General features: G+C 47.4%; 21 protein-coding genes. 8 read left to right on the top strand and 13 right to left on the bottom strand.

Annotated features, from left to right (window positions below):
• Positions 1 to 241 precede the first annotated feature (241 nt).
• A complete protein-coding gene (gene purD / locus VM802_RS18875) occupies positions 242 to 1,519 on the bottom strand; it encodes a phosphoribosylamine--glycine ligase (protein ID WP_325533392.1) in 1,278 nt (425 codons plus the stop codon).
• 170 nt (positions 1,520 to 1,689) lie between these two features.
• Between purD and VM802_RS18870 the strand changes: the two genes are divergently transcribed.
• The 3 genes from VM802_RS18870 to VM802_RS18860 all read left to right on the top strand — a co-directional run bounded on the left by VM802_RS18870 (position 1,690) and on the right by VM802_RS18860 (position 6,241).
• Entirely contained in the window at positions 1,690 to 3,399 is a 1,710-nt protein-coding gene (locus tag VM802_RS18870) for a peptide MFS transporter (protein ID WP_325533390.1), read from the top strand.
• Positions 3,400 to 3,549: 150 nt separating this feature from the next.
• Positions 3,550 to 5,595: an OPT family oligopeptide transporter gene (locus VM802_RS18865; protein WP_325533388.1), complete on the top strand. Its 2,046-nt coding sequence runs from the start codon at positions 3,550 to 3,552 to the stop codon at positions 5,593 to 5,595.
• Positions 5,596 to 5,728: 133 nt separating this feature from the next.
• Positions 5,729 to 6,241 (top strand): hypothetical protein, encoded by a 513-nt coding sequence (locus VM802_RS18860; protein WP_325533386.1) that lies wholly within the window; start codon positions 5,729 to 5,731, stop codon positions 6,239 to 6,241.
• 109 nt (positions 6,242 to 6,350) lie between these two features.
• Here VM802_RS18860 and VM802_RS18855 read toward each other — a convergent pair whose 3' ends face one another.
• The 3 genes from VM802_RS18855 to VM802_RS18845 are packed head-to-tail and all read right to left on the bottom strand — an operon-like array spanning position 6,351 to position 10,294.
• Positions 6,351 to 7,553 (bottom strand): DUF1501 domain-containing protein, encoded by a 1,203-nt coding sequence (locus VM802_RS18855; protein ID WP_325533384.1) that lies wholly within the window; start codon positions 7,551 to 7,553, stop codon positions 6,351 to 6,353.
• 39 nt (positions 7,554 to 7,592) lie between these two features.
• Positions 7,593 to 9,041: a DUF1800 domain-containing protein gene (locus VM802_RS18850; protein ID WP_325533382.1), complete on the bottom strand. Its 1,449-nt coding sequence runs from the start codon at positions 9,039 to 9,041 to the stop codon at positions 7,593 to 7,595.
• Positions 9,042 to 9,085: 44 nt separating this feature from the next.
• Positions 9,086 to 10,294 (bottom strand): molybdopterin molybdotransferase MoeA, encoded by a 1,209-nt coding sequence (locus tag VM802_RS18845; protein WP_325533380.1) that lies wholly within the window; start codon positions 10,292 to 10,294, stop codon positions 9,086 to 9,088.
• A gap of 45 nt (positions 10,295 to 10,339) precedes the next feature.
• Between VM802_RS18845 and moaC the strand changes: the two genes are divergently transcribed.
• The gene (moaC, locus tag VM802_RS18840) at positions 10,340 to 10,825 is read left to right on the top strand and encodes a cyclic pyranopterin monophosphate synthase MoaC (protein WP_325533378.1); all 486 of its coding nucleotides are present in this window, start codon (positions 10,340 to 10,342) and stop codon (positions 10,823 to 10,825) included.
• Positions 10,809 to 11,417, top strand: coding sequence for an NTP transferase domain-containing protein (gene mobA / locus VM802_RS18835; RefSeq protein ID WP_325533376.1), 609 nt, complete (start codon positions 10,809 to 10,811; stop codon positions 11,415 to 11,417). The genes moaC and mobA overlap by 17 nt, the downstream gene beginning before the upstream one ends.
• Here mobA and VM802_RS18830 read toward each other — a convergent pair.
• Together VM802_RS18830 and moaD are read right to left on the bottom strand one after the other, a co-directional pair.
• Positions 11,403 to 11,819, bottom strand: a complete 417-nt coding sequence (locus VM802_RS18830) for a molybdopterin synthase catalytic subunit (protein ID WP_325533374.1) — start codon at positions 11,817 to 11,819, stop codon at positions 11,403 to 11,405. The genes mobA and VM802_RS18830 overlap by 15 nt on opposite strands.
• Before the next feature lie 23 nt (positions 11,820 to 11,842).
• Complete coding sequence (moaD, locus tag VM802_RS18825; RefSeq protein ID WP_325533372.1) at positions 11,843 to 12,076, bottom strand: molybdopterin converting factor subunit 1; 234 nt, start codon at positions 12,074 to 12,076, stop codon at positions 11,843 to 11,845.
• Between the two features lie 78 nt (positions 12,077 to 12,154).
• On the opposite strand from moaD, the gene VM802_RS18820 reads away from it, so the two are divergent.
• A complete protein-coding gene (locus tag VM802_RS18820) occupies positions 12,155 to 12,526 on the top strand; it encodes a DUF7009 family protein (protein ID WP_325533370.1) in 372 nt (123 codons plus the stop codon).
• Positions 12,527 to 12,529: 3 nt separating this feature from the next.
• On the top strand, positions 12,530 to 13,507 hold the full coding sequence (gene moaA, locus VM802_RS18815; RefSeq protein ID WP_325533369.1) for a GTP 3',8-cyclase MoaA: 978 nt from the start codon (positions 12,530 to 12,532) through the stop codon (positions 13,505 to 13,507).
• A 34-nt stretch (positions 13,508 to 13,541) separates the two neighbouring features.
• On the opposite strand, the gene VM802_RS18810 is transcribed toward moaA, so the two are convergent.
• The 6 genes from VM802_RS18810 to VM802_RS18785 form a co-directional block, all read right to left on the bottom strand.
• A complete protein-coding gene (locus VM802_RS18810) occupies positions 13,542 to 14,285 on the bottom strand; it encodes a sulfite exporter TauE/SafE family protein (RefSeq protein WP_325533367.1) in 744 nt (247 codons plus the stop codon).
• A 2-nt stretch (positions 14,286 to 14,287) separates the two neighbouring features.
• Positions 14,288 to 15,373: a ThiF family adenylyltransferase gene (locus VM802_RS18805; RefSeq protein ID WP_325533365.1), complete on the bottom strand. Its 1,086-nt coding sequence runs from the start codon at positions 15,371 to 15,373 to the stop codon at positions 14,288 to 14,290.
• 28 nt (positions 15,374 to 15,401) lie between these two features.
• Positions 15,402 to 15,944: a GNAT family N-acetyltransferase gene (locus VM802_RS18800; RefSeq protein ID WP_325533363.1), complete on the bottom strand. Its 543-nt coding sequence runs from the start codon at positions 15,942 to 15,944 to the stop codon at positions 15,402 to 15,404.
• 74 nt (positions 15,945 to 16,018) lie between these two features.
• Positions 16,019 to 17,293 (bottom strand): serine--tRNA ligase, encoded by a 1,275-nt coding sequence (serS, locus tag VM802_RS18795; protein ID WP_325533361.1) that lies wholly within the window; start codon positions 17,291 to 17,293, stop codon positions 16,019 to 16,021.
• A 66-nt stretch (positions 17,294 to 17,359) separates the two neighbouring features.
• Entirely contained in the window at positions 17,360 to 19,027 is a 1,668-nt protein-coding gene (locus tag VM802_RS18790) for an NAD+ synthase (protein ID WP_325533359.1), read from the bottom strand.
• Between the two features lie 46 nt (positions 19,028 to 19,073).
• On the bottom strand, positions 19,074 to 19,757 hold the full coding sequence (locus VM802_RS18785) for a porin family protein (RefSeq protein WP_325533357.1): 684 nt from the start codon (positions 19,755 to 19,757) through the stop codon (positions 19,074 to 19,076).
• A gap of 85 nt (positions 19,758 to 19,842) precedes the next feature.
• On the opposite strand from VM802_RS18785, the gene gldB reads away from it, so the two are divergent.
• A complete protein-coding gene (gene gldB, locus VM802_RS18780) occupies positions 19,843 to 20,880 on the top strand; it encodes a gliding motility lipoprotein GldB (protein WP_325533355.1) in 1,038 nt (345 codons plus the stop codon).
• A gap of 95 nt (positions 20,881 to 20,975) precedes the next feature.
• Here the strand turns inward: gldB and apaG are convergent, their stop codons facing one another.
• Positions 20,976 to 21,362, bottom strand: a complete 387-nt coding sequence (apaG, locus tag VM802_RS18775; protein ID WP_325533353.1) for a Co2+/Mg2+ efflux facilitator ApaG/CorD — start codon at positions 21,360 to 21,362, stop codon at positions 20,976 to 20,978.
• Positions 21,363 to 21,434 lie beyond the last annotated feature (72 nt).

Here is a 21,434-nt window from a genome sequence, read left to right as displayed (position 1 = left end):
AATGAATAATTCCAACGAATATACGATGCAAAAAATGGATATTCTTGCAATAATACGGCTAAATATTAAAAAAACTTATTTCTTGTATGAACAGCGCTGTGACAGCCCTGTTTATGCTCTGATCACATGAACGGAAAACGCCCTTTTTAATTGCCGGGATAGAATATTTTTCATGCTGATATTCAGGTAACAGGCAGCATTATGCTTCATGTTATTCTATCAGCAAAAATAATCTTTCCTGTTAAAGAAACTCGTATCCGATATCCCTGCGATATGTTTTACCCTCAAAGCTGATCTGTTCTGCTGTCTGCACGGAGTGCGAAAGCGCTACAGACAGGCTTTCTGCCAGGGACGTAACAGCCAGTACGCGGCCGCCGTTGGTGAACACCTGGCTGCCTTCCTGCCGGCTTCCTGCATGAAACACCACCTGGTTGGCAGTGGCGGCAGGTATGCCGGTAATGGCTTTATTCTTTTCATATGCTTCCGGATAACCTTTTGATACCAGCATCACGGTGGCGGCTGCACGTTCGTCGGTGTGGATCGTTTGTGCTCCCAACTGCCCGGCGCTAACTGCTGAAAACAGCTCCAGCAGGTCGTTCTTCAGCCTTGGCATTACTACCTCGGTTTCAGGGTCGCCCATTCTACAGTTGTACTCAATTACGAAAGGCTCTCCTTCCACATTAATCAAGCCAAAAAAGATGAATCCGTTATAAACAATGCCTTCTTTCGACAAACCCGCTACTGTAGGGCGGATAATTTTTTCTTCGACCTTGCTCATGAAAGCGGCATCTGCAAAAGGTACAGGAGATACGGCTCCCATCCCTCCGGTGTTCAGGCCTTTGTCGCCCTCACCAATCCTTTTATAATCCTTAGCTTCAGGTAATATCTTATACGTATGTCCATCGGTGATCACAAAAACAGACAACTCAATACCAGTCAGGAATTCCTCTATCACAACAGTTTTGCTGGCATCGCCAAACTTAGCGGCCCTGATCATCTGCTCAAACTCAGCGAGCGCCTCATCATGGGAGGGAGTGATCACCACCCCCTTACCAGCCGCCAGGCCATCAGCCTTCAACACAATTGGTAAGGAATGCTGTTTAAGGTAGGCTACTCCCTCATCATAATTATTTGCATTGAACTCGCGGTAACCTGCTGTAGGAATGTTGTGACGCTGCATGAACAGTTTAGCAAAGGCCTTACTGCCTTCCAGCTGGGCGCCGAATCTGGACGGGCCCATCACAGGGATATGTTTTAATGCGGCATCCTGCTGAAAGAAATCGTAGATCCCATTTACCAGCGCCTCCTCTGAACCGGGTACTACCAGATCTATTTGGTTTTCCAGGCAGAAGGTGCGGATCTTTTCAAAATCGCTCACCCCCATATTCACGTTGGTGCCACATTGCGCGGTACCGGCATTACCCGGTGCTATAAATAATTTACCACATTGGGTACTTTGCGACATTTTAAGGGCCAGCGCGTGTTCCCGGCCACCACTACCTAGTAATAATATGTTCATACGATTTGCCTAATAAATGCAGGTGCGAAAGAAAATGCAAAGAAAGATCAAAAAACTACAAAAATTGACCATTTGTAGCATTTTTTTCCGGGATAGCTGATTTTATTTAACTTGCCTCAATTAAAGACTTAACAGAACCTTAAAACAACTATTGCTAAAACTAACCATTTATGACGCAAACTGCTGTTGCTCAAGAGCCTTCGACTGTCTCGGGAAAGGGGCATCCTAAAGGCCTCTCGGTATTATTTGCCACGGAAATGTGGGAACGGTTTAACTTTTATGGCATGAGAGCGTTGTTGACGCTCTTCCTGGTAAATGCGCTGGCTTTATCTGAAGCAGATTCTTCCTATGTCTATGGTGGCTTTCTTGGTCTGTGCTATCTTACTCCTATGCTTGGCGGTTATATCGCCGACCGTTATCTCGGTAACAGAAACTGTATTATTCTCGGTGGGTTCATTATGGGCTGCGGCCAGATGCTCATGGTATTAAGTGCTACCCTGTATGCCACCAATATGGAACTCGCCAAGATCCTGGTAGGGGTTGCCCTCCTGGTAATCATCTTCGGAAATGGTTTCTTCAAGCCCAACATCTCCTCCATGGTAGGCCAGCTGTATCCTAAAAACGACAGCCGCCTCGATTCTGCCTTCACTATCTTTTACATGGGTATCAACGTAGGAGCATTCCTTGGGATGCTGATCTGCCCGATCCTGGGAGATGTGAAGATCGAAGGAGTGAGAATAGTAAGCGCCTTTAAATGGGGCTTCCTCGCTGCCGGCCTGGCTATGTTCCTCGGTACCATCCTGTTTTCCTTCCTGAAAGACAAATATGTGGTTACCCCTGACGGTAAAGCCATTGGCGCTAAGCCAGATTTCAGCAAACCCACCGCCAATGTAACCGGTGAAGCTGATAAAGCACACTTCTCTCAGACTTCTATCATTGGCGTGCTGGTATTACTGGTTGTACTGTTCCTCGGCATTCATTTCGTTTCTGTCGATCCAAATCCAATCAAATCCTGGCTCTATCCTTTCATCTATGCATCCGGTATCAGTCTTGCAGTGCTGATCATGACAGATAAATCCATCACTAAAATTGAAAGACAACGTATACTTGTACTGTACTTTGTTGCATTCTTTGTGATCTTCTTCTGGGCTTGTTTTGAACAGGCTGGCTCCTCTCTCACCTTCATCGCTGACTATCAGACTGACCGTCGTTTACTGGGTTGGGATATGCCTCCCAGCTTTATCCAGAACGCCAACTCCATTTTCATTATAGTATTTGCGCTTCCATTCAGCTGGTTGTGGCTGAAGCTCCAGAAACGTAACCTGGAACCTATCTCTCCGGTGAAACAGTCTATCGGTCTGGCGTTGTTGGCCTTGGGCTTCTTCATTATCGCTATCCAGGTAAAAAACCTTGGCGACGGCGAAAAACTGGGCGTAGGCTGGCTGATCCTCATGTACCTGTTCCATACCCTTGGTGAACTGTGCTTATCTCCAATAGGTTTGTCACTGGTAGCTAAACTGGCTCCACACCGTTTCTCTTCCCTGCTGATGGGCGTCTGGTTCCTGGCTAATGCCGCCGGATATGCACTGGCGGGTACACTGGGTGCATTATTACCTCCGACTACCGATAAATTTCAGCTGGCAACACAAAACGGTATAAACCTGAAAGGCGTCCTTGATGGTACTATCACCGCTACTGCACAGCAACTGGATAAATTAAAGGAACTGAAACTGGCGGCACATTACCCGACCTTCGCAGGTTTCACCATTCATAACCTGTATGAATTCTTCATGGTGTTTGTAATCCTGCCAGGTGCTGCAGCTATATTGCTTTTCATCTCTACCAGCTTCCTGAAAAAATGGATGCACGGTGTAAAATAATCTATGGCTGACAATCGTTAGCTATAAACCCATATCAGGCAAAGATCGGAGTGGAAATAGGTATCGCTCTTATCTTTGCCTGATTTTTATTTTGACGATGATGTCGTTTATACATTTTTCTACCTTATTCCTGTAATTCAAAAAAATCTTATGTCGGACAACAACTTCAAACCCTTCGTACCTCCTGGCGTACAGATGAAAGAGTTCACCCTAAAATCCATTTTACTGGGCTGTATCTTCGGTATCATATTCGGCGCCGCCACCGTATACCTCGCACTGAAAGCAGGTCTTACTGTCTCTGCCTCTATCCCTATCGCCGTTATCGCCATTACACTTGGCAGAAAATTCTTCAAAACCACCATCCTGGAAAACAATATTATCCAGACCACTGGTTCCGCCGGTGAGTCCATTGCAGCAGGCGTGGTGTTTACATTACCTGGCTTCCTATTCCTCAGCAATGGAGGTGGCGCCCAGTATTTCAACTACTTTACCATTCTTACACTAGCCATCTTCGGCGGTATCCTCGGCACGCTCATGATGATCCCGCTCAGGCGCTCACTCATTGTAAAAGAACATAAAACACTACCCTATCCGGAAGGCACTGCCTGCGGGGATGTACTCATTGCGGGAGAAAAGGGTGGCGATTTTGCCAAAACTGCTTTCCAGGGCCTGGGCTTCGCTTTCATATATGCGATCCTGCAAAAAGTGCTGCATGTAATTGCCGAAACACCGGAATACATGACAAAACAGGCCAGCAAATTTTTCCCTTCTGCAAAGATCAGTGCCGACATAACTCCTGAATACATGGGTGTTGGCTACATAATAGGCCCTCGTATTGCCGGTGTATTGGTAGCTGGCGGCGTATTGTCCTGGCTTGCGCTGATACCGCTGCTTGCTTCGCTACTTCCCGCAGACATGATTGCTTCCCAGCTTGTGAAAGTAGGCTACCTCGCGAGTTTACAAACTCCGGGCGGACAAGGCGACTGGAATCCCGTAACACATACCTTCTCTGATTATTCAGCAGCCGTGTATTACGGATATGTGCGCCAGATCGGCGCAGGAGCTGTAGCAGCCGGAGGGTTTATTACCCTTCTCAAAACAATACCCACTATCATATCTTCTTTCAAAGGCAGCATCGGCGCTATCAAAGACGGCAACGAATCTGCTGATGCCAAGAGCAGTATGCCCAGAACAGAACGCGATCTCAACCTGAAAATAGTATTGATAGGCAGTATTGCACTGATCTTGCTCATGGCTTTCCTGCCGCAGCTGCCAGGTGACTCTATTGGTAAGAAACTGTTGGTAGGTCTGCTGGTAGTGATCTTCGGCGCATTCTTCGTAACTGTATCCAGCAGGATTGTTGGGCTGATCGGATCTTCCAACAACCCTATCTCCGGTATGACGATCGCTACACTGATGGGCACCTGTCTCGTATTCATCGCGGTAGGCTGGACCGGAAAATTATATGAGCCAATGGCACTGGTAGTGGGTGGTATGATCTGTATTGCCGCAGCCAACGCTGGCGGTACATCACAAGATCTCAAGTCTGGTTACATTGTTGGCGCCACACCGATGTACCAGCAGCTCGCATTATTCATTGGCGCTATCGTCTCTTCTGTAGTGATAGGACTCACTGTAAAATTCCTTGATAAACCCACTGCTGAGATGATCAGCAAAGGCATTACAGAACATGCTATCGGCAGTACCTATTACCCTGCTCCACAGGGCACGCTGATGGCGACGCTGGCCAAGGGCATCCTGTCATTCAATCTCGATTGGCAATTTGTGTTGGTAGGCGTTTTCCTGGCCATCACCATGGAGCTGTGTGGTGTTAACTCGTTGTCATTTGCGGTAGGTGCATATCTGCCGTTGTCTACCACGCTTCCGATCTTTGTGGGTGGCGCTATACGTGGCATTGTAAACAGGAAAAGCAAATCAACCCATGAATCCGTTGCAGATGAAGAGCTGGGTAAAGGCAACCTGTTTGCTACCGGTCTGGTGGCAGGCGGCGCTGTAGCTGGTGTAATCATTGCCATACTGGCCGGCTTCGACTGGTCTGCATCATTCCTGAGTGCGGTAAACCAACGACAGGCGGGTATCCTTTCTTCTATGGGTGAAAGTGGCTATTACGTGCTGGGATGTGCCTTCTTTGTTTTTATGGGGTGGTATCTTTACCGTACTGCGCGCAAAGCGTAGGCGCCTCATCTTTTCATGATAACGCGGATGCATAAACGGAAATGTAACAAACACGTTCATGCATCCGTTTTTGTATCTGAAATTGTTTATTTTTATCGCGATTTTTCATTAAAACTTTTCATAATAAATACCTATGCGCATATTCATCCCCGTGCTACTCGGAATCACCATGCTGCTGGGCATTTCCTGCCAGAAGGATAAGAATGACAGTCAGGACAGAAAATTTGTCTCTCTGAAACTCGACAATAAAATTTATCTGTCGGAAAATCCGAAAGGAACCGTGTATGTTCCTGATTTCACCGACACAGATCCGCTGAACGATTTTCCTAAAATGGAAGTCATCGGCCAGAGTTATACCGGAGATGTGATAAGTCTCACACTGGTAGCACCGGCACTGCCTTTCACTCCTGGCATATATCCTTGTTCCAGGGAAGGGAATACGCTACAGGTGATATTGAATAATCCCTATCCTGTTACGCTTTCTTCCAAAGGAAGCAGTAACTGTTTTATCAATATTACCCGCATCGATAATGTCACAGTAGAAGGTAAATTCATTGGCACCCTGTCAGATGCAGGAGGGTCGGGCCTTTCCAGGGAATTGAAAGACGGTGCGTTCCGGGCTGTGATCAAAACTGTCAGCCAGTGAGTGCTGGGGTTGTGAAGAATTTTAATCCGGATAATTTGTAAAGACAGATAGTTTATTTATCAAAAAAGGACGCCGATAATGGCGTCCTTTTCTTTTATTAATGACATAATCAAACAAAATCCAGGTAGTTATATTGCCCTTTCAGGATCTCTTTATCGTTAGCACCTAACCACTGACCCAGCAGCGTAGCATATACATTTTTGAAATCCACTTTATATTGCAGATCGCCCTCTTTCAGATTTGTCAGATCCGGACCATCGTTGAGAATACCTGCTTTCTTCAACCCACCGCTTACCAGGAACATATTGTTGGCAGTGCCATGATCAGTGCCGCCACTGGCATTCTGCCCTACGCGCCGGCCAAATTCAGAAAAGGTCATGACCACCACATCCTGGAAACGGTTATTCTTTTTCAAATCACCAGTGAATACGGTAAGGGCCTCGCTCAACTGCTGGAACAAGCGCGCCTGCTGGTCCTGCTGATTTACGTGTGTATCGAAACTACCGTGAGAAACGTAATACACTTTGGTATTGATATCGGACATCACCAAATTGGCGATGGTACGCAGGTTGCGCCCCAGTTCTGTGTTGGGATACGCCTCTTTGGTCTGGTAAGTCTTAAACTGTTGCTGGATATAGTTGGCAGATGATATCGTCTCACTCATGGTTTTGTAGAGATATTCTACATTATGATGCTCGTCTTCATGTGTATGCTGCTGCATCAGATCTTTGAAGTACTTGTCGTTGCTGCTGCCGAAAAGTCTGGTAGGGTCAGTGAGTGCGAGTCCTTTTGCATGTTCTCCTTTTAATGCAAGGCTCAGTGTATCGTCTATTTCCAGTGCCTGTGTGGGCTTATCGCAGCCTTTGCATTGTGCGTCAAGGTAGCGGCCGACCCAGCCATCAGTCCAGTATTGATCAGATTGGCTGGCAGTGTGCCAGATATCCATCGATCTGAAATGGGAACGATCGGGATTGGGATAACCCACATTATTCATGATCCCCAGCGAACCGTCATCGTACAGTGACTTCAGGCCGGTAAGCGAGGGATGGATACCCAGGTCATCATTGAGAGTAAGTGCGGCTTCCCTTTTGATGCCCAGTGTGGGACGGGAGCGGTAATAAATATCGTTGCGATAAGGAATGATTGTATTGAGTCCGTCGTTGCCGCCGGAGAGCTGGATAATCACCAGCACTTTGTTTCCGGGAGGCACGAGTGCCCCGGATTCAAATGCCTTCAGGAACTTGGGCATCATCACGGCTGCGGAAGCCAGTGAACCTACCTGTAAAAAACGGCGCCTGTTAAGGATCAGCATAGAACAAATTTTAAGCGGTGAGGCATTAGCCTGTAACTGTTAACATAATTGATATTCCGGCGTACTCATTACATCAATTGTTACTGTTTTGATGTAGTTCTCGCGGGTGCTGCTGTCAGCATATTTTTCCAGCAATTGCGGCGTGATGTTACCATTCGTCTGCAACAGTGTACCAGCAATGGTTTGGGCCAGATCTTCCCGCTTCACATCCTTATATCCTTCTATGTAAGGGTCCCAGTTGATACGGGCATTCACTTTCTTTGCATATTGTCTTTTCAGGAAATCATTGATTTGCAGCGTCATTTTATAGTTGGCGCCTTCTCCCATTTCCGGCGTCAGTTCTTTAGGGCGCACGTTCATTACCTGAGAATAGAGGATCACCTGTGGCACGCGCATGCGGAACATCAGGCTGGAACTGTCGATCCAGTTACGCCCTCCGGGCCAGCCAGCCACATTGGGCGGATAAAAGAGCACCTGCCCGAGGATGCGTTGAAACACGAGCATGGCTTCTTCCTGTTCAAAAGCGGTAGGCACTGTTCTGCGAATGCCTATCAACAGCTCCACCGGCGATTTGATCCGGTTGCCGATATATTTGCTATCGTAGAACCAGTCGGCCATGAATATCTCGCGCATCAGCGCTTTGATGTCGTAGTTGGATTGATAGAATTTATCAGCCAATACAGCGATCCTGGCTTCATCAGGCGTTTCATCGACGAAGTATTTATATATTTTGGTGGTGATGTATTTTGCGGTTTGTTTTTGTTCCAGTAATATTTTCAAGACATCATCACCATTATAATTCCCACGTTTTCCAAGAATAGTTTTTTCACCATCATCATGTTGTTTATCGCGGAAAACGAAACTCCCAGCATCATCAAAGCCCCATCCCGTAAAGGCGCGGGCAGCTTCCTTTATATCTGTTTCGGTGTGATTGCCGCGCCCCATAGTGAACAGCTCCATTACTTCGCGCGCGAAGTTTTCATTGGGATGCGCTTTGCGATTCTGTTGATTGTTCAGAAACTGAAGCATGGCAGGTGTTTTAGACACACCGCTCAACAGCTCTCCGAAGTTGCCCAAAGCATTTTCACGGATGATACCCAACAACTGCTGATTAAATATGACATTCTGCGTGCGGCAGGCAAAATGCCCATGCCAGAAGAGGCTCATCTTTTCACGCAAAGGATGTTCACTTTTTATCATGAGATTTGTCCAGGCTACGTTGAGATCTTTGATGCCCTGGGTATTCATCTCATTCACTTTCTTTTTTTCGTCCTGGCTCATTTCTTTGAGACGCTTATAATCGGGCAAGTCTGTTATATTGATAACATCTGCAGATTCTATTTCAGCGTTTTTTGGACCGATGAGTATTTTATTCACAATTTCCTTACGTCTTCTGTTTTCCCATGAGGAGATCACAGGGAGGGTTTCACCGAACCCGGCGCGCCAGGCCAGATGTTGCATTTCCAGTTTGTGGGAGACTGCAGGCATAAGCAAAAATTATTTAATGTAAGACTCCGGTTTTCCGTTTGGGTTTAACGGAACAACCACACAGGATAACAACTTCCTTTTTTAAATACAGACTCGTCAGCGGGCAATTCCATAAAAGCATCAGCTTTCAGCAAACTGGCCAGATCACCGGAACCGTGGTATGGTTGTGGGACTGCGCCAACGGCGCCATCAGGCAGCGATGTCAGTTTAACCGGCAAAAAATATTCCAGAGATGGCTCAAAATTCATATTCTCCTGCAGCACTGCATAGGCAGGCGGTTGCCTTTCAGCGCCCATAGCAGCTTGCAGCCACGGGCGAACATACCGGTAAAAGCACATGAATCCAGATACCGGGTTCCCTGGTAAGGCAAATACCACCGGACCATTGTTGAAAGTACCAAACAGGAAAGGCTTTCCGGGCCGTTGCCTCACTTTGTGGAAAACCTGCTGCATTCCAAGCTGTTGCAATACCGCAGGCAGATGATCATATTTACCGGCAGACACAGCGCCGGAGCTTATCCATATATCCGTTTCCGGTAGTAAGTGTCGTAGTTTTACCTGCATTTCAGTGGCATCATCGCTCAGGTGAACGTATTCCGCAGAGATCCCCATCTGTTGCAAAGAGGCCACCAGGCTGTAAACATTGGACATCCGCACCTGGTGTTCTTCCGGCGTGGCATGTACCGGCACCAGCTCATTGCCGGTCGCGATCACTGCTACGCGTGGCAGCTTTGCTACCTGCACATGTGTTTTACCGACAGTTGCGAGCACACCCATTTCTGCTGGTCCTATAATAGCGCCAGGCTGTAGCAACGTATACCCAGCTTCCACATCAGATCCTTTGAGATGTATGTTTTGCCCCTGTTTTACGTCGGTATTAACGGCGAAGCGGCGGAAACCCTCATGTTCAGAGGCTTCCAGGTGCTCGTAGGGGATAACAGTATCGGTGAGGTCAGGCAGAATGGCCCCCGTCATCACTTCCATACAGTTAGCGGTATTGGAAAGCTGCAGCCGTGGGGCCCCTGCGGCTTGTATATCTTCCACTACAAAGATCTGCTGGCCACGGTGAAAACTATCATACACAATAGCGATACCATCCATTGTCACACGGTCGAATGGAGGGAGAGGCCTGTCTGCCTGCACCTCTTCACGCAAAATGCGGCCAGTAGCAGATTCAAACGGCAATATCTCAGTTCCGGTGTCCCGTACTGTTTGTAACACGGCCGTATAAGCAGCAGCTACATCAAGCATCATTTTAGTACTTTTGTGAGGGTGAAGATGATTTAAATTTATGATTTTATGTCCAATCCATCAAGCAGTGGTTTTACACATCTCGACGCTACCGGTCAGCCAGCTATGGTAGACATCAGCGGAAAAGACAGCACTTATCGTATAGCCGTTGCCGGTAGCAGGGTATATCTTCCGCAAGCCGTGCGCGAACAGTTCCGCGACAAAGACATACAAACCAGCAAGGGGGCTGTGTTCCAGACTGCCATCATTGCGGGTATCATGGCCGCCAAAAAAACGCCGGAACTGATACCTCTCTGCCATACGCTGCTGCTGGACAGTTGTGACGTACAAATATCTCTGGAAGAAGATGAGGCAGTGATCCGATGCACTGTCAAAACCACTGGCAAAACAGGCGTGGAAATGGAAGCCCTCACAGGCGCCAGTGTGGCTGCCCTTACGATTTACGATATGTGCAAAGCTTTCACTCAGGAAATGATTATCCGTGAAACCAAACTGATCAGCAAAACAGGTGGTAAACATGATTTTGGAAAATAATACAGCGCCTTTGAAAGGTCTGGTGCTCTGCGGTGGTCTCAGTACCCGTATGCAGGAAGACAAGAGCAAGATTGTATACCATGGAATGCCCCAGTGGCAGTATCTTAGCCAGCTGCTGGCGGGCTTTACAGACGAGGTATATCTGTCGTGCCGCCATGAACAACTCACAGCATTCAACAACTATCCCAATACTATCACAGACGCAGTTCCCTATGGTGGCCCCTCTGCTGGCCTGCTCAGCGCACACCAGCAATTCCCGGCAGCGGCATGGTTGGTGCTGGCCTGCGATCTGCCACTGATCAGCAGCCAAAGCCTGGAAGTGCTCATCAGGTCCAGGAATCCGCATAAAGCGGCGACGGCCTTTATCAGCCCGGTGAATAATTTACCGGAACCATTGATCGCCATATGGGAGCCTGCCGGGCTGGCGGCTTTGGAGCAGAATGTAATAGCGGGAAAAAACTGCCCGCGCAAAACACTATTGAATAGCGACATCGAATTGCTCAGCAATCCTTATGCTACCGAGCAATTCAATGCGAATACGCCGGAAGAAAAGGCTGAAGCGTTACGGCAGCAAACGTCAGGGGGTCAATGAGAAGACAGCTTCCCCATCTTCGAAGAATTCTTTTTTCCAGATAGGCACTGTTTCTTTTAGTGTATCTATTATGTACTCACAGGCATCAAAAGCGATGCCACGGTGGGTTGCTGCCACCGCTACCACTACAGCCACATCGCCGGGAAATTTCTCCCCCACAGCATGAAGGATAACCAGCTTCTTTATATCCCACTGCTGTTGCACCTGCTGCGCTATTTTATGCATTTCAGAGATGGCCATTTCCCGGTAGCATTCATAAAATAATTTCACAACAGGTCGTCGTTTCGTATGGTTACGAACCGTACCGGCAAACATCACCTCACCGCCGCATTCCGGCGTCTGGATGAAATCCAGTGCCGTTTGTACGGTTACCACATCTCTTATATCTAACAGAATATCCATCGTCTTCCGAAAAAAAATCAATGTTAACCTCCGCTCACAGGGGGAATTACAGCAATTTCATCCTCCGCACTGATCGCCGTTCCATCAGCAGCATACTCCCTGTTTACCGCTATCATCATGGATTTCAGCTGTTTCAGCGCAGGATATGAATCATACAACCATCTCTTCAGGGTTGCCACATCTTTTATGTGATCCGGGAAACTGATACTGGCAGCACCTGCCACATCTTTTACCACACCAAACAGCAGTAAGCTCATACCGTCAAAATTGTTGCTTTAAAACTACAATATAGCAATGATAATGTAGTACTTTTAATGAGGAGAAAATGATTTTATATGAAGATACGGTTAAGGGGTAACAGTATCCGTTACCGGTTGGATAAAAACGATGTAGAGCTGCTGGAAACAGCTGGTAAAGCTGAATCCAGTACCCATATAGGCGCCGGAGTGCTGCATTTCTGCGTCCGCGGGAAAGATATTGACAATCCTGCCATCAAGATGGAACACGACGGCGTGCACCTGCTGGTTCCCAATACCATTCTCATAAAATGGTATACGCCTCAGGAAGTGGGCTTTGAATTTACCTTCCCCAACACAGACGGCACTGAATTGAAAGTACTGGTGGAAAAGGATTTCCAATGCCTCACCCAACGTGATGAGGACGACAGCCAGGCATTTGATAATCCAATGGCCGGCCAAAACTGCTGATATATGTTGACGGATGCCCATCATCGTATAGTCGATTACGTTAGGCTTTCGGTTACCGACCGCTGTAACCTCCGGTGTACTTACTGTATGCCGGAGCTGATGCGCTTTGTACCCCGGAAGGAGCTGCTGACGGATGATGAGATCTTTTCATTGCTGCAACTGCTGGCAGAAGCTGGTATCTCCAAAGTGAGGATCACCGGTGGCGAGCCTTTTCTGCGCCCCGGCCTGATGCCGTTGCTTGAACGAATTTCAGGGATACAAGGCATTACTGAAATAGCTGTTACTACTAATGGCGTGCTTACACAGCCTTACATTCCTTTGCTGAAGGCAGCCGGTATCAACAACATCAACCTCAGCCTGGATACCTTGCAGGCTGAGCGTTTCCGGCGAATCACACACAGGGATAAATTCACCGGGGTGATGCAAACGCTGGAAAACTTGCTGCAACACGGCATGCAGGTAAAAATAAATGTGGTAATAATGGAAGATGTGAATACCGACGAGATAAATAATTTTGTTGCGCTGACGCGCGAAAACAATCTGTCAGTGCGGTTCATAGAAGAGATGCCTTTTAACGGCCAGGGGCACACCTTTTCAGGTATCTCCTGGAATTATCACCGCATCCTGGATACTATCAGTAATAGCTATACACTGATAAAAGAAACTGATGCACCTCACTCCACATCACTCAATTACAGCATTCCCGGTCACCAGGGTAATGTTGGCGTAATACCCGCTTATAGCCGCACGTTTTGTGGTACGTGCAACCGCATTCGTATATCCGCCACCGGTAGCGTAAAAACCTGCCTGTACGGCAATGACGTGCTTAATGTGAGAGATATGATGCGGGGCAATGTTACTCCCGCGGGATTGCTATCAGCCCTGCAATCCGCTATACATACCCGCCCCGCCGACGGTTTCACAGCCGAAAAGCAGCATACAGATTCATTAATGGAAAGTATGTCTGTGATCGGAGGATAATAGCTTTCAGTTGCCAACAGCTGATACATAAAAGCTATTTCATTATCATCCTTACACCTGCATAAAGAATCAGAATCGCTGTAGCTCCAGCCACCCATCTGGGTTTCAACACTCTCGCACTGAGTCGTGCACCTATTTGCCCACCTGCAATCACAGCTATCAGCAAAGGTCCTGCAAATGCGGCATCGAATACTATTGCATGTTTGGCCGCCTGGCCAAGCAGGCCGGCAATGGAATTCACGAGAATGAAGAAGCTGCTTAGCCCCGCGATATTCTTAGCAGTATCGTATTTCCCCAAACGCAGTACCGGCGCCAGGTATATGCCACCGCCAATACCCGTCATTCCCGATAGAAGCCCGATAGCTCCGCCGATGACGCCGTATACAGTTCCGCTGCCCTCCTGCAACTGAACAGGATCGCCTTCCTTTTCAAAGAACATGCGGTAACACATAAACACCGCCGCCAGTGTAAGGGCAATACCCAGCAACAGGAAAAATGTTTCCTGCTTTAATGGTATGTAGCTCCCTATAAACGCCATAGGCACACTCACCAGCGACAACTGCCATGCCTTTTTCAGCGGCAGATGGCCGTTCTTGTAAAAATGATAGACCCCCCCGGCCACCACGGCCACATTACACAACAACGCTGTGGATTTCATCAGCTGAAAATCCACGCTCCATAACGCCAGCAGGGCCAGGTAGCTGGAGCCCCCGCCAAAGCCTGCCGCAGAATACAGCAGCGCTACCAGAAAAAATAAAATACAAAGTTCTGTTATCACTGTCAGTAAGTTTGCATCTGATCATCTATAACACATGCCCAGGCATGAATACCCCCTTCCACGTTGTATACCTTCTTAAAGCCCATTGCAGTCAAACGTTGTCCTACAGCACGGCTACGCATACCGTGATGGCATATCAGCGCCACCGGCGCATCGGCATTCAATGAGGCAGCATGCTGTAACACGTGTCCCATCGGAATGTGTACAGACTGTGGTATATGGCAGATCTCCCATTCATCATCTTCCCGCACATCTACCAGCAGCAGCTTTTCGTCTTTCTGCAACCATTCCTGCAGCTGCTGTACAGATAAGGATTGTACGCCAATCACTTCACATACGGATTGGTTGTAGTCCTTCTGTAGCTGGCTGATCTGAAGGTTAGCCTCCACAGGCGTGATATTGAATGTATGATGTATGTTATGTAGTGTATCGATAGTAAGTAACTGATTCTTCAACGGTGTACCAATACCAGTAATGATTTTCACCGTTTCATTGGCCTGGTAGCAACCGATGATGCCCGGTAATACGCCCAGTACACCGATCTCATTACAATTCAGCATCTCACCAGCTTCCGGGGCTTCCGGAAAAATACAACGGTAAGTGGCTCCGCCCTTATAATTGAATACGCTTACCTGTCCTTCAAATTTATAAATGGCGCCATACACCAGTGGTTTACCGGCAATTACGCAGGCATCGTTCACAAGGTAGCGGGTACCAAAGTTGTCGGAGCAATCAACTACAACATCATAGTGGCTGATAATATCGAGTGCATTATCTGTAGTGAGCCAGGTATCATGTATAATAAACTTTACTTCCGGATTGAGCTCCTGCAACCGTTTTACGGCTAGCTGCACTTTGGACTTGCCGGTATCGGCAGTAGTGTAGAGCACCTGCCGTTGCAGGTTGGTAATGGATACAGTGTCGTGCTCCACGATGCCCATTTTTCCAATCCCCATTGCCGTTAGATACTGCAACACGGGTACTCCCAGACCCCCAGCACCAATTACGAGCACGGAGGCCTGTTGCAGCAACGCCTGCTTTTCCGGGCCGAAGCCATCCAGTCTTGTCTGACGATCATATCGTTGCATACAAATATCTTTTGTTGTGAATCTGAAATTATGACTTTACGCGGCGGTACATCGTTACCAGGTCAGCATATGCACCTGGCCGCAATTGTATTCCCTGTGGCAGTCTGCCGCATTCCAGGAACCCAAAGTTACGGTATAGTTGCATCGCCTTTTCATTGCTTGAAAATACATTCAGGAACAAGACCTGCAAGTCGGGATGTTCTTCCGCCCAGCGTATCATAGCTGTCATCAGGCGACGGCCTATCCCGAGATTGCTCCAGGCATGTTCTACGGCTATGCCCATTTCTGCTGTATGCTTTTTCTTGCTGTAACCACTGTTATTAACTGTAACCGAACCTACGATCAGGCCACTCACCTCCGCTATCAGCATCAACTGATCCGGATTGTCGAGATGGGTACCGATAAAATCCTCCTCCGAATGCAGATCCAGATCCATAGCTTCAGCATGGGAAAACAGCAGGAAATCACCTTCCTTCGTCATCCGCTGGAAATTGTCCAGCAGTCCCGCCGCATCGCTTATTCTGGGCAGGCGGATGGTAAGCTCCGAGCCATTGGGCAAAAAGTGTCGCATGGTACGAAAATAAAAAAAGCGGCCGTAACGGCCGCTTTTATCACCTATCGAAATAATTAATTAAAATCCGAAGATTACAGTTCTATCTTATTACCGCGGAAATATGTGTGCAGTACCGGCGGCAGGTGAATACCGTCAGCAGTCTGATTATTTTCCAACAGGCAGGCCATGATGCGCGGCAATGCCAGGGAACTACCATTCAAAGAGTGAGTCAACACGGGCTTACCGTTGTTTTCTTTGAAACGGATCTTCATGCGGTTAGTCTGATATGTTTCGAAGTTGGATACAGAGCTTACTTCCAGCCATTTCTGCTGAGCTGCGCTATATACCTCGAAATCGTAAGTGATAGCAGAAGCGAAGCCCATATCGCCCCCACAAAGGCGCAAGATGCGGTAAGGCAGCTGCAGGCTGTTGAGTAATCCTTCTATATGCGCTACCATTTCATCCAGTGTATCGAAGGATTTTTCCGGATGCACGATCTGTACTATTTCCACTTTATCAAACTGGTGAACGCGGTTGAGGCCACGTACATCTTTACCATAAGAGCCAGCTTCGCGGCGGAAGCAGGGCGTATAGGCAGTCATCTTTATCGGCAGGTCAGTATCCTTCAGGATCTCGTCGCGGAAGATGTTGGTCACCGGCACTTCTGCCGTAGGTATCAGAAAGTAGTTATCTTCCGTGGCATGATACATCTGTCCTTCTTTATCGGGCAACTGACCTGTACCAAAGGCTGAGGTCTCGTTCACCAGATAGGGAGGTGCATACTCCGTATAACCGTTACTGATATTATAATCCAGAAAATACTGTATCAGTGCGCGTTGCAGGCGGGCGCCCCTGTTTTTGTACACGGGAAAACCGCTGCCGGTGATTTTATTACCCAGTTCAAAATCGATCAGATCGTATTTCCTGGCAAGGTCCCAGTGCGGTACCGCGTCTGCAGCCAACTCAGGAATCTTACCCCCATTGCGGACTTCCACATTATCTTCCGGTGTTTTGCCGGGAGGTACTATAGCCGCAGGCAGGTTGGGAAGCTTCACCAAGGTATCGTGCAACGCTTTTTCGGTAGCGTTGAGCTGTTCATTCACGGGACCCAGCTTCTCTTTCAGGGTATTTACAGCAGCACGCTGCTGTTCGCCTTCTTCCTTCTTTCCCTGCGCCATCAGTTTACCGATCTCCTTTGAGAGACTGTTGATCTGCGCCTGTGTTTCATCATATTCCAGGGTTAACTTCTTACGCTGATCATCGAGGGCCAGCACTTCATCCACGAGGGCCAGCTCCTTGAAATTCTTCAGGGTCAGGCGCTCCAGGACTAATTCTTTATTTTGACGTATAAACGGTACTTGTAACATGTTAAGTGATCAAATTTTGGCAAAAGTAGTTAAAATAGGTATTAGCAGTGAGAAGTAAGCTGACTGCTAACTTAAATATTTCCCTACGATAGGCATCCTTCGTCCCACACCAAAGGCTTTTGAGGACACGCGTATGATAGGGCAGAACTGATTACGTTTGTATTCATTGGTGTTGACCATCTTTAAGGCCCGCGAAACCAAAGCCGGGTCGAATCCCTGAGCGATGATTTCTTTAGGGCCCTGACGGCGCTCTATGTATTGATAGAGCAGCTTGTCCAGCACGGCATAATCAGGCAGGCTATCGCTGTCTTTCTGACCAGGGCGCAGCTCTGCGGAAGGCGCTTTCTCTATGATATTGACAGGTATGATCTCTTTATTACGGTTGATATACCTTGCCAGTGCATATACCTGCATCTTGTATACATCACCTAGCACAGACAGGCCCCCTGCCATGTCGCCGTACAGGGTGCCATAGCCGGTAGACAACTCACTTTTGTTGGATGTGTTAAGCAGGATATAACCGAACTTATTGGACAGACCCATCAGCAGGTTACCACGAATGCGTGACTGCGTGTTCTCTTCAGCTACATTAAAGGGCAACCCCTTGAAATACGGTTCCAGTGTATCCAAAAAGTTATTGTAAATATTGTCGATACGAATAATATCATAAGGGTTGCCGAGATTCTCTGACAGCGCCACCGCATCATCCACAGAATGCTCGGTAGAGTAGGGGGACGGCATCAGCACGGCGCGTACATTCTCTTTGCCTAATGCGTCGCAGGCGATAGCCAGGGTTACAGCGCTGTCAATACCGCCAGAAGAGCCCAGGATAGCTTTTGTAAAGCCCATCTTGTTGAAATAATCACGTATACCCAATACCAGCGCATCATAAATGCGATGAATGTTATGATCAAATATCAGCTCAGTGAGCGGAGTGAACACTACAGGTTTTGGTAGCTCAGTACTACTACCGGTAAGCTTTTCCAGCTCAACGCCATCCATGGCTTCTACAAAGTATGGCAGCTCTTTCACAATATTACCCTGTGCGTCGAAGATCAGTGACCCACCGTCAAACACGATCTCCGTCTGGGATCCCACGGTATTGCAGTAATAGATGGGCAATTTGTATTTGAGCACATTGGCACGGATGATCTCTTTTCTGTCTTCATCATGATCATAATCAAAAGGGGAGGCAGAGAGGTTGATCATTACATCCGGTTGCTGTAACATCAGCTGATCCATAGGACAGATGCGGTACAGCGGGTTGTCTCCCAGGTTCCAGATATCTTCACAGATGGTAACAGCCAGCTTCTTCCCTTTAAATGGAATAACACTCCAATCGTAGGCAGGCTCAAAATAGCGGTACTCATCAAATACATCGTAGGTGGGCAACAGTGTCTTATGTACTACCTGTTTTACTTCACCTTCGTAGAGGAACCACGCAGCGTTGAAGAGGTCTTTACCTTCTATCTGCGGATTGCGGCATGGACCACCCACCAATACAGCAATGTCCTGGGTATGTTGCCTGATCACATCGATGGCGTGGTAACTCTGTGCAATGAAATCCTCAAATTCGAGAAAATCACGCGGCGGATAGCCGCAAACGCATAATTCTGAAAATACCACCAGGTCAGCCCCCTGGGCCTTTGCGGCCTGAATACCTTCCAGGATTTTCTTCGTATTGCTTTCAAAGTTGCCTATATGATAATTCTGTTGTGCCAGTATAATCTTCATAAAAAAAATATAATCACCCGGATAAAATCATTAACTCCGGGAGTTATTAAAAAAATACACCTACCCTCAATGCAAAGCTATTCAAATTCACTCTGCCGTCATTCCATTTGCCGTTACGGGTAACATCTACAAACCCATTCTGGTAAACAATGCCCAAAACACCGCTCATAGTCTCGCCCAGCGGGTACTCCACACCGGCGCCAATGAGCATACCTATGTTGATGCGGTTCATTTCCTTCAGAATATTCACCCTGTCATAGGTTTGATTCAGGGAGATAATATCTGCGCGCCCGCTTACCGGAAACGCGAAGAAGGTACCGAATTGTCCCCACCAGTCAAGGCCGCCTTCCGATGTAGTTTTAAGCTTCAGCGCCAGCGGTATCTGTATGTAGGTGAGTTTCATGTTATATTCAGCAGGATTCTGCTTGTAATCACTCAATCCTTTTCCCGCATCATATTTGAGTTTACTACCAGCCAGTACTACTTCAAAGCCGGTGGCTATATTATAATTACCGCGGTCGTTCAGGCTGAAATCGGCCATGAGACCAAATCCCAGGCCGCCCTTGGTGGATGTACGGTTTACGCCCGACTCCTGAGGTTTCAACACCGAGATCATCGGATCTACTTTAAAACCCAGTCGTACCCTGTCTCTAAACGCACTATAACCATTCTGTGCCATTGCGGCGCCCGCAAACCCCGTTATAATTAGTAGGAAAAAAATCCGCTTCATATAAATGATCTAATTTTAAAAGACGTAATACACTTTTATATACAAGTATATAATAATTTTACCCTTTAATGAGTTTTTAAAAACGATGCAAAGTTACACTAATAAATACACCCTACTTACAGGCTGCCTGATAGCGCTGCTGGGCATCAGTGCCTGCCACTCCGGCAAAAAGGCCCCGGATGTTAGTCATATACCCGTGAATGTTACCGTAGAGCGTTTTGACTCAGCTCTTTACACTATTGACACCAATAATATCCAGCCCGGGCTTGCCAGGCTGCATGCTACGTGGCCAGTATTCCTGCCAGTGTATATGTCCGATGTTATGAACTTCGGCGCCTATACAGACAGCAGTACCGAAGTGCAAAAGCAACTGCATCTTTTCCTTACTACACCCGACTTCCGGCATCTCGGCAATGACGTGGCGAAGAAATACAAAGATCTTACACTGCTGCAACAGCAGCTGACGCAGAGTTTCCGCTATATCAAATACTACATCCCGGCATTCAGAACACCTAAAGTGGTGACCTTTGTTTCTGGTATCGCCAACTACGGCGCCATTACCATAGACTCCATCCTGGGCATTGGCCTGGATATGTATATGGGTGGGGATTATCCACCTTACGCACGTATCCCCGATTACCCCGAATATATGATACAACGTTTTGCCCCCGAATATATTACCACCAACTGTGTTCAGGTACTTCAGCAACAGATGTATCCACCTTCCCGTACACCAGCCAACCTGCTGGAGCAGATGGTGGAAGCCGGCAAGCAGCAGTATTTCCTGGATAAGGTATTGCCGGAAACCGCGGACACTATCAGGTTCGGCTATACGAAAAATCAGCTGCAATGGTGTCATGATAATGAGCAAATGATCTGGCAGTTCTTCGTACAGAATAACCTGCTTTATTCCAACGACTGGCAGCAGGTAAGCCATTTTATGGGCGATGCTCCCAGCACACAAGGTATGCCTGAAGGCTCGCCGGGCAAGATAGGCTACTATGTAGGCTACCGTATTATCAGTAAATACATGGATAATCACCCGGAGGTGTCCCTGCAGCAATTGATGGAAAACAGGAATTTAACAGAGATATTCAGAGAGTCGAAGTACAGACCAAGGTAGAATTTTACGAGGGATTTCGTGATTTGGAAATGATAGAGATGAAGTCATGTCAGATAATTCCGAAATCACGACATTCCAAAATCAAAAAATATGCATTAGTTCAGTTTGAATGGCACCACCATCTGGAATTCCGGGATCTTCACCTCCAGTATCTTCTTATCCAGTTGGTTTTCCATTGTATAGGTACCGTACATTTTGCCGATCTCAGTGCGCAGATTGGATCCCGAGACGTATTGATAAGTTTCACCGGGGGCGAGCAGCGGCTGTACACCAACGACGCCTTCTCCTTCTACTTCACGATGGGTGCTGTTGGAATCAATAATATACCAGTGGCGGCGGAGTAACTTTATGGGGAATGTATTATTATTCTCAATGGTAATACGGTAAGCAAACATGAATTCGCTTCCAATAGGATTTGAATAATCCGGCTGGTAGAATGTTTCCACGCTTATGGTGATTCCTTCTGTTACCTTCTTAACCATATAATCAACCTTTAACGTAAAAATAAGAAAAATAAACCCAGTGGTCAGAAAAAATATGACCGGAGATGTACT

Source organism: Chitinophaga sp. (assembly GCF_035538455.1).
GTDB lineage: Bacteria > Bacteroidota > Bacteroidia > Chitinophagales > Chitinophagaceae > Chitinophaga.
This window is presented reverse-complemented; position numbering and strand designations above follow the sequence as displayed.

Coding starts and splice junctions, on each gene's coding strand:
- VM802_RS18845 (WP_325533380.1), bottom strand. CDS start 10,294: ATGATGCTTGATGTAGCTGCTGCTTATACGGCCGTGTTACAAACAGTA.
- VM802_RS18870 (WP_325533390.1), top strand. CDS start 1,690: ATGACGCAAACTGCTGTTGCTCAAGAGCCTTCGACTGTCTCGGGAAAG.
- VM802_RS18785 (WP_325533357.1), bottom strand. CDS start 19,757: ATGAAGCGGATTTTTTTCCTACTAATTATAACGGGGTTTGCGGGCGCC.
- purD (WP_325533392.1), bottom strand. CDS start 1,519: ATGAACATATTATTACTAGGTAGTGGTGGCCGGGAACACGCGCTGGCC.
- VM802_RS18800 (WP_325533363.1), bottom strand. CDS start 15,944: ATGCGACACTTTTTGCCCAATGGCTCGGAGCTTACCATCCGCCTGCCC.
- VM802_RS18850 (WP_325533382.1), bottom strand. CDS start 9,041: ATGCCTGCAGTCTCCCACAAACTGGAAATGCAACATCTGGCCTGGCGC.
- moaD (WP_325533372.1), bottom strand. CDS start 12,076: ATGAGCTTACTGCTGTTTGGTGTGGTAAAAGATGTGGCAGGTGCTGCC.
- apaG (WP_325533353.1), bottom strand. CDS start 21,362: ATGGTTAAGAAGGTAACAGAAGGAATCACCATAAGCGTGGAAACATTC.
- moaC (WP_325533378.1), top strand. CDS start 10,340: ATGTCCAATCCATCAAGCAGTGGTTTTACACATCTCGACGCTACCGGT.
- VM802_RS18790 (WP_325533359.1), bottom strand. CDS start 19,027: ATGAAGATTATACTGGCACAACAGAATTATCATATAGGCAACTTTGAA.
- VM802_RS18820 (WP_325533370.1), top strand. CDS start 12,155: ATGAAGATACGGTTAAGGGGTAACAGTATCCGTTACCGGTTGGATAAA.
- gldB (WP_325533355.1), top strand. CDS start 19,843: ATGCAAAGTTACACTAATAAATACACCCTACTTACAGGCTGCCTGATA.
- VM802_RS18855 (WP_325533384.1), bottom strand. CDS start 7,553: ATGCTGATCCTTAACAGGCGCCGTTTTTTACAGGTAGGTTCACTGGCT.
- VM802_RS18805 (WP_325533365.1), bottom strand. CDS start 15,373: ATGCAACGATATGATCGTCAGACAAGACTGGATGGCTTCGGCCCGGAA.
- serS (WP_325533361.1), bottom strand. CDS start 17,293: ATGTTACAAGTACCGTTTATACGTCAAAATAAAGAATTAGTCCTGGAG.
- VM802_RS18860 (WP_325533386.1), top strand. CDS start 5,729: ATGCGCATATTCATCCCCGTGCTACTCGGAATCACCATGCTGCTGGGC.
- VM802_RS18865 (WP_325533388.1), top strand. CDS start 3,550: ATGTCGGACAACAACTTCAAACCCTTCGTACCTCCTGGCGTACAGATG.
- moaA (WP_325533369.1), top strand. CDS start 12,530: ATGTTGACGGATGCCCATCATCGTATAGTCGATTACGTTAGGCTTTCG.
- VM802_RS18830 (WP_325533374.1), bottom strand. CDS start 11,819: ATGGATATTCTGTTAGATATAAGAGATGTGGTAACCGTACAAACGGCA.
- mobA (WP_325533376.1), top strand. CDS start 10,809: ATGATTTTGGAAAATAATACAGCGCCTTTGAAAGGTCTGGTGCTCTGC.